The following is a 7,504-nucleotide window of genomic DNA, read 5'->3' as shown; positions in this document are numbered from 1 at the left end:
CCAGCCGCTCGACGATCCACTCCTCGCCCTGGGGCACGATGCGCACCCCCTTGGCGATCGTCACCACCACGAACACCAGAATCGCCAGCACCACCACCATTGCATTGCTCATCGCCTGCTCCTCAAACCTTCACAACCTTCAGAAAACTGCCTTCCACCGCCACCACCCGCACCCGCTCGCCGGCGGCGATGGGTTCATCCACCATGCACTCCCACTCCTCGGCGCCGAGGAGCGGCTTCTGGAAACGGACCCGGCCACGGACAAAGGGTTCGGCCGCCTTCGCCATCAGCCCGATCTCGCCGATCGAATCGCCGTCCGACTGCCCCGCCCGCGTCCGGCTCTGCAGATATTCGCCGCGCTTGAAGACCTTGAACCACAGCACCACCATCGCCAGCGACGCCGCCACCCACAGGCCCACCTGCGCCGTCTCCGAGATCGGCAGCACCAGCACCGCCAGCCCCACCACCAGCGCCCCCAGGCCAAACCAGATGATGAAGAAGGCCGGCACGGCCAGCTCTGCCACCACCAGCGCAATCCCCAGCACGATCCAGTGCCACCATTCGAGACTCATGCAACCCCCTTGCCTTTGCCTGCGGCGCCGATTCTGCGCCGCCGCTGCCAACTTAGCATTTATTTAGGCCTTGCCGAGGAAAGTCTTAGGAAACACGAACGGCGGCCAAACCTATCCTTCGGTCATCCCAACCCGATACGGAGCCGCATCATGACCGCCCAGCATTACACCGCCGCCCTCGCCCTTGCCCTTCTTGCCATCACCCCGGCCGCCATCGGCGCGGGGCCCGATGCCGCGCGTGGCCGTTATCTCGTCGCCATCAGCGGCTGCAACGACTGTCACACCCCGGGCTATGCCCAGCAGGGCGAGCGCATCCCCGAGGCCGAGCGGCTCACCGGCATGGGGGTCGGCTTCAGCGGCCCGTGGGGCGTGAGCTATCCGGCCAACCTGCGCCTGGGCGCGAGCCAGCTCGGCGAAGGAGACTGGATGGCCATGGCCCGCCGAAACGGCCTGCCGCCCATGCCCTGGACGGCCATGCAGGCCATGAGCGACGACGACCTGCGCAGCATCTACCGCTACCTGCGCGGCCTCGGCGCGGCCGGCCAACCGGTGCCCGCCGCCCTCGCCCCGGGGCAGGCCATCAACACGCCGCACTTCGTCTTCGTGCCCCAGATGCCTGGCGCGAAATGAACGCCTCAGGAACGCCTCAGCCCGGCCGCGGGGCACCCTCCGCCACCAGGATCGTCTCCCGGTCCACCGCCAGCCGGAAGCGGCCCCGCCCGGTCTTCTCGATGCGCAGCCAGTCGCAGCGGTCCTGCAGGCGCCGCTGCAGGAGGATCAGCCGCGCGTCCAAATTGTCGACGACCTCCGGCAGGTGCAGCGCCGGATCGAGGCGCAGCGCCCGGGTCGAGAACTCGCAGCGCCCGTCCCGCTGCCGGTCGCCCAGCAGCTTCCAGAGGATCGCCCCCGCCACGCCCTTGATGAGGTAGACGTCGTCGAGGAACACGCTGTCGTCCCGGGCAAAGTGGCGCACCCGCACCGGCGGGCCGGCGCCGCCAGCGGCGGCAGGCAACGGCTGGGCGATGTCGGCCTCGTCGGCCGCGTCCGGGCAGCGCAGCACCAGCATCATCAGCCCCAGCGCCGCGCCCAGGGCCACCAGCGCGTCCTCCAGGTCGTAGCCGAAGGTGCATTCCTGGCGGCTTTCCACGTAGGCCACCGCCAGCAGGCGCCCGCCGGCCATCACCGGCACCGCCAGCTGGCTCGCGGGCTCGGCGAGGCCCGGCAGGGGAATCTCGTTATCCAGCCGATCCACCAGGCCCGACTGCGCCGCTTGCTCCCGCAGTACCCGCCCGTAGGCGTATTCGCTCGCGGGAAACATGATGCGGATCGGCACCTTCTCCCGCGCCGCCACGCCGATCACCCCCACGCCCACCGGGATCTCGGCCCCCACGCCGGAGCGCTCGTAACCCCGGCTCGCCACGATGTAGAGCCGCCCGGCGGCCTCGTCGGCCATCAGCAGCATCTGGTGGGCGATGTCGAACTCCCGCTCGTGGCACGCACAGAAGCGGTCGATCAGCCCGTCGAGCCCGGTGCAGCGGTTGAGTTCATCCACGCTGCGCCTGAGCGCAGGCAGCAGCGCCGGCCCATGTGCGATGCGCGGCAGCTCGCGCCCCGGCACCGCCTCGATGGCCTGCACCCGATACACGTCCGCCCCCAGCAGCTTGAACACGCCCTCCATGCCCGTGTGGGAGGCGATCCCCGCCAGCTTGGCGCGCATCCGCTCGAACAGCGGCCCGGCCGTTTCGGTGCGCAGGTAGCGCACGGTGAGCCGGTAGCGGGCGGCGGTGTCCGGGTCCATCGTCAGCACCGTCGCCACCGGGTTGGCGAGGATGTTCTCGCGGGTCTTGTTGAAGAACTGGAAGGACAGGGCCACGTGCTGCGGGTCCACGTACATCAGCTGCGACACGTAGGTGACGTTGGGCATGCCCTCGGCGTCGCAGGTGGCGATGCCCGCCGGCACGATGCCCTCCAGGCAGCCGCGTAGCTCGTCGAGGCCCGGCCCGGTAGTCATGGCTTGCCATCCACCAGGGGCATGCCGGCCCGCGGGCCCGGCGTCTGGCCAAAGCCCTGGCTCGGGGTGAAGCTCACCGCCACCAGATCGTCCGGGCTGGCGCTCAGCAGCGCCCGGGCAAAGACCTCGGGCACCCGGAAGGGCGCCAGCCGCGCCGCCATCGCCGCCGCGTAGGGCTGCAGGCTCGCCTCGTCCCCGGCCGTCACCGCCTCCACGCGGGCATCGACGCCCTTGAGCTGCACCGTGCGATGGGTCTCCGGCTCGCTGAACACCACCGCCACCCGCCCATTGGCTTCGATGGCCGCCAGCACCGGCAGGGCCTGGGAGCGTGGCATCAGCACCGTCACCGTGCCGAGATCGTCCGACACCCGACAACCCAGCCCGCGCACCAGCGTCGCCGGCCCACGCCCATCGCAAGCCGCGATCTGCACCGAGATGCGGCTGGTGATGAAGGCGGCCAGCGCCGGGTCGAGCAGGCCGGAACACTGGGCAGGCATCGGACGAATAGCCTCCATGCAATCGGGCGGCGCAAACCGCCACGGACCAACCCCCCCCGCCGCCAGCCCTGGGCCATGCTCCGGCAAGCCAGCGCGCACATTTCTGGAGAGGTCTCCTGAAAATCATAGCAGCGCCCGCAGGGCATATCGCCCGGCGATGCGCGTGAACGCGACATCGGCGCCTCAAAGGCCAGTGCAGCCCGCAGCGATCAACCTGAAGCCACGCCAGATCATCGATCCCCGTGGCGAGATGAGCATCACGCACCGCGCCATCCCCATGTGGACGCGTTAGATCGTCAATGTGATAGCTAAAACCCTTGATAAAACACTTTCCATTAAGGGTTTTGGCTATCACATCGATGATCTATGGGCGTAGATCGAAGATCTATCGGCGTAGATGCTTGTCTCGATAGTTTCCAGCATCAATGGAAAGGCGCCCATCGAGGATCTTTCCTATCGTGATGAAGGTATGGGGCCGTAAAACGTGCAGATGGGCCGGCGTTCATGAGATTGGCCGGCCCGTGGAAAAGGTGTCGTGACGCGAGATGGCTTGGCGGGTGGTCGGGGAAGCGTAGTGGGATGGATTGCTGCCACAGGGCGATACTAGAGCGGATGCCTCCTCGCCAGACAGACCCTGAACCCTGTGTCAAATAATCGCCAGCTCTTAAGCGAAACGATTCTGCAGTTGTTATTCCCATCAGTGGGGTCAAAAAACCACGAGGCACCTCGTAGAACCCCGTCAAGTAGTGCCTCCTGAGCGTCCGAATCATCACCACCAAAGTGAATCGGCAGGGATCTGACAAACTCATCCGAACACCACTCCTGAACACCTCCGACCATATCCAAAGCACCACAATCCGCTGCACCCGCAACAAAAAGTCCTACAGGCATTAATCCGAAATACTCCAGATCAATGCCCTCTGAGTTCGAGCCAGGTCCACGTAGGTTTGCGCGTCCTTTGACAAAGACTTCACCCCACGGATATTTGGAACGGCGAGGACCACGTGCGTATCTTTCCCACTCATTCTCTGTCGGGAGACGGATCTCGAGATTGCTCGTCCCGGATAGCTTTGCGTCAAGCCATCGACAATATGCAACCGCTTCGTGCCAACTAGTGTTTGCAACTGGCATGTTAGAAGCGGGAATTCCATAGACGAAACGCTCGGGACGCCCGCCCAGTCCGCGCCACCAGCGGTCATCTTCATAACCGCCATCTTTCACGAAAGCCTGGTACTGAGCGCATGTAATCGGGTAGCGGGCAATGCGGAAAGAGGCCTCAGAGGTACGTCCTTCCGCCGCGTCACCAACCCAACTGTCTCCCTCCAGCGCTTCACACCACTCGATGTCCGGCAAACCATTTGGGAGCAACCCAACCCCCGGCCGGTCATCCAGACCGAGTCGCCCCAGCGTCAGCCATAGCTGTGCCCGCACGTCTGGCGGAAGGTAATGCAGGGCGTGCTCACAGGCCGCGCGCAACGGCGCCTTGAACTCGTCGATGCGCCAGCCCTTGGCGTGGGCCACTTCCAGACCATCCGCGAGCGCCAGCGCCGGAGCAGAGTTAGCATCCAACGCGGCGGGCTCGAAGGACGGCAGCAGGCTTTTCCACGCGGCGATGGCCCGCTCCGCCGAGTCACGCTCGGCAATGGCGCAGAACAGGAATCGCAAGGTGCGCCGCCACGCGGGCGTTCCGGCGTGGTTGGCGAGGATGGCCTCGGGGGCTTCGGGCAGCTTGCGCAGGCGCTCAGCGGCAAGGAACTCCTGGAAGCTAAGGTGATAGAAGGCGACGCGCCGGTAGTCGCGGGGGAGCAGCAGGCCGGAATCGGAGAGCAGCAGCTCGCGCTTGGCGCAGGCCTCCCCCGCGCCGGGCTCACTGACGCTGTCGTGCTGGGCAAGCTCGGCGAGCAGACGGTCCACCTCCTCCACCGTCACCTCGGCCGCGGGAGTCTGGCGCGGCGACGCAGCATCCCCCCGATGCATGCCCAGCGCAATGGCGCCCAGCCGATTACGCGCCTGATCCCGTTCGTTCTCAGTGCTGCAGCGCTTGTAGAGCACCTGCCGCACCACCGCGTCGTAGAGGGCATAGAAATCCTGGGGCAAACGTCGACCTTCGTCGTATTTCACGCACAGGGCGGTGAGTAGCATCGGGTTGCTGCGCATCTCCGCCAGATCGTCCCGCTGGGCGAGGTGCGTCAGCAGCCCGTCGGCCTTGACCACGCCGTTGGCGGGATCGACCGCTTCGAACCAGCGCCGCACGAAGAGCTGCATGAGCGGCTCGGGCAGTTCGGCAAGTTCGGCCATCGGCACGCCAAGCCGACGCTGATCTTCGGCGTCGAGCCCGTAAGGGCGGCTGGTGACGAGCAGCCAGTTGCCGGCCTTGCGCCATGCGGGGAGGGCGTCGGCAAGGCCGGTGAGCAGGTTGCGCCGGGGAAGATCGTCGCCCCGGCTTTCGGGCACTTCGTCCACGCCGTCGAAAATGAGCAAACAGCGGCCGGCCTTGAGTTCGGCGGCAAAGACCTCGCCCGTGAGTTCGCCTGGCCGGGTCGTGTCGAGCCAGCCGGCGAGGCTGGCCTCCAGTTGGGCGCGAGTCCACCGGCCGTTACCAGAGAGAAATTCCGGATGACTGGCCCAATCGCGCAGGCGGACCAGCAGGGGCAGCCGCCCGGCGAGCTTGTCCGGCAGCGTTTCCGAGAACTTCTCTTCATCGACAGCGATCTGCCGATGTTCGGGAACCCGCCCTTCTGCGACGACCAAGGCCAGCCAGCGGCAGAATGTCGACTTGCCCGAGCCCGCCGCACCCGGCACATAGAGCGGGCTGCGCCCCAGGTTGTCGAGGAGCAGGAAGGGGCCCTTTTTGAGGTTGATGCCCTTGCGGTCGCCCTTCACGTCGGCGTTCGTTACCGCCGGCACATAAACATGGCCAAGGCCGACGTTGCGGCTTTCCCTCAGGTCGAGCCCCAGAAGTTCCACGCTGTCGCACTCGCGGCGGAGCCAGTCGAGGTAGGCTTCACGGATCTGGGCGTGGTCGCGCTCACCGGCAGGCATCTCGGCGATCTCCTGCTGGCGCAGGGCTTGAAGGACCGCGGTGGCGAGACTTTCCGGCGTGGTGAAGAGCGCCTGGCCGAGCTCACTACCCACCCTTGCGCGGAAGCGGGCGATGCTTGAGTTCGCGTCCTGCCAATTTGGATCCTGGCGTTTCGGCGGCCAGCCGAATTCGTCGTCGATGTCGAGCAGAAAGGCCAGCTTGGAGCGCTTGGTCTCGACGGCCTTGTCGTACTCCATCTCGGTGATGGATTTGCCTTGCGGGTTGTCATCCTTGGGCACGTAGCCGTAGCGCAACGCCACCAGCACCACGTAGATGTCGCAGACGGCCACGTCGGCCAGGCATTTATCGGCGGGGCGTTCGTCGAATGCGGGGTAGCGCTCCATGCACTCCACGTCGTAGCCGGCCTTTTCCAGTGCGAGCTTGAGGTGGGCCCGGTGCTGCTCGAGATCGGAGAAGGTGGACGAAACGTAGACCTGTTTGCGTGACTTGCGGGCGGACATGACTGGGCGTGGCGCTGGATGACGACAGGGCAAACTATGCCAGAAAGCACCCCGCAGGTCGGACTTCAGTCCGACATCCGTCCGGCCTACCAACGCGTGTTGTCGGACTGAAGTCCGACCTACGGGGAAGCGGGATCAGCCCCCCACAAAACAAAGCCGGCCCGTCTTTCGACGGGCCGGCTTTGTTTACAGCGGGTCAGCTTTGAGGCTCGATCACTCGCCCTTGCCGTGGGCGGCCAGCTTCAGCCAGGTGTCGATCACGGTGTCCGGGTTGAGGGAGATGGTCTGGATGCCTTCGTCCATCAGCCATTCGGCCAGATCGGGGTGATCCGAGGGGCCCTGGCCGCAGATGCCGACGTACTTGCCGAGCTTGTTGGCGCCCTGGATGGCCATCGACAGCAGCAGCTTGACGGCCGGGTCGCGTTCGTCGAAGGAGTGGGCGACGAGGCCGGAGTCGCGGTCGAGGCCCAGGGTGAGCTGGGTCAGGTCGTTGGAGCCGATGGAGAAGCCGTCGAAGTACTGCAGGAACTGCTCGGCCAGGATGGCGTTGGACGGGATCTCGCACATCATGATGAGCTTGAGGTCGTTCTCGCCCTGCTTGAGGCCGTGCTCGGCCAGCAGGTCGACCACGCCCTTGGCTTCGTCGAGGTTGCGAACGAAGGGCACCATCAGCTGCACGTTGGTGAGGCCCAGCTCGTTGCGCACCTTCTTCATCGCGGCGCATTCCATCTCGAAGCAGTCGCGGAAGCTGTGGGCGATGTAGCGCGAGGCGCCACGGAAGCCGAGCATGGGGTTTTCTTCTTCCGGCTCGTAGATCTCGCCGCCCAGCAGCTTGCGGTATTCGTTGGACTTGAAGTCCGACAGACGCACGATGACGGGCT

Annotated in this window: 6 protein-coding genes; 1 reads left to right on the top strand and 5 read right to left on the bottom strand. The window is 65.8% G+C overall.

Translation table 11 applies throughout. The annotated features are described in order from the left end of the window. Positions 1-122: 122 nt before the first annotated feature. Positions 123-572: an NfeD family protein gene (locus Q0672_RS20320; protein ID WP_153161606.1), complete on the bottom strand. Its 450-nt coding sequence runs from the start codon at positions 570-572 to the stop codon at positions 123-125. Positions 573-722: 150 nt separating this feature from the next. Here Q0672_RS20320 and Q0672_RS20315 point away from each other — a divergent pair, with 150 nt between their 5' ends. Beyond that, a complete protein-coding gene (locus tag Q0672_RS20315) occupies positions 723-1,202 on the top strand; it encodes a c-type cytochrome (protein WP_298625208.1) in 480 nt (159 codons plus the stop codon). A 16-nt stretch (positions 1,203-1,218) separates the two neighbouring features. Here Q0672_RS20315 and Q0672_RS20310 read toward each other — a convergent pair whose 3' ends face one another. The 4 genes from Q0672_RS20310 to Q0672_RS20295 form a co-directional block, all read right to left on the bottom strand. After that, complete coding sequence (locus Q0672_RS20310) at positions 1,219-2,583, bottom strand: pyridoxamine 5'-phosphate oxidase family protein (RefSeq protein ID WP_298625205.1); 1,365 nt, start codon at positions 2,581-2,583, stop codon at positions 1,219-1,221. After that, a complete protein-coding gene (locus tag Q0672_RS20305) occupies positions 2,580-3,080 on the bottom strand; it encodes a pyridoxamine 5'-phosphate oxidase family protein (protein ID WP_153161603.1) in 501 nt (166 codons plus the stop codon). The genes Q0672_RS20310 and Q0672_RS20305 overlap by 4 nt, the downstream gene beginning before the upstream one ends. A 603-nt stretch (positions 3,081-3,683) precedes the next feature. Then, positions 3,684-6,623 carry an SUMF1/EgtB/PvdO family nonheme iron enzyme gene (locus tag Q0672_RS20300; RefSeq protein ID WP_298625202.1) on the bottom strand — a complete coding sequence of 980 codons (2,940 nt, stop codon included), beginning with the start codon at positions 6,621-6,623 and terminating at the stop codon, positions 3,684-3,686. 213 nt (positions 6,624-6,836) lie between these two features. Next, positions 6,837-7,504: putative PEP-binding protein (locus Q0672_RS20295; protein ID WP_367179979.1), on the bottom strand; the 668-nt coding region annotated here is incomplete at its 5' end.

It is taken from the genome of uncultured Zoogloea sp. (genome assembly GCF_937894855.1).
Taxonomy (GTDB): domain Bacteria; phylum Pseudomonadota; class Gammaproteobacteria; order Burkholderiales; family Rhodocyclaceae; genus Zoogloea; species Zoogloea oryzae.
This window is presented reverse-complemented; position numbering and strand designations above follow the sequence as displayed.

What these genes read in the sequence shown, in the direction of transcription:
- Q0672_RS20320 (WP_153161606.1), bottom strand. Translation starts at nt 572, where the DNA reads ATGAGTCTCGAATGGTGGCACTGGATCGTGCTGGGGATTGCGCTGGTG.
- Q0672_RS20315 (WP_298625208.1), top strand. Translation starts at nt 723, where the DNA reads ATGACCGCCCAGCATTACACCGCCGCCCTCGCCCTTGCCCTTCTTGCC.
- Q0672_RS20310 (WP_298625205.1), bottom strand. Translation starts at nt 2,583, where the DNA reads ATGACTACCGGGCCGGGCCTCGACGAGCTACGCGGCTGCCTGGAGGGC.
- Q0672_RS20305 (WP_153161603.1), bottom strand. Translation starts at nt 3,080, where the DNA reads ATGCCTGCCCAGTGTTCCGGCCTGCTCGACCCGGCGCTGGCCGCCTTC.
- Q0672_RS20300 (WP_298625202.1), bottom strand. Translation starts at nt 6,623, where the DNA reads ATGTCCGCCCGCAAGTCACGCAAACAGGTCTACGTTTCGTCCACCTTC.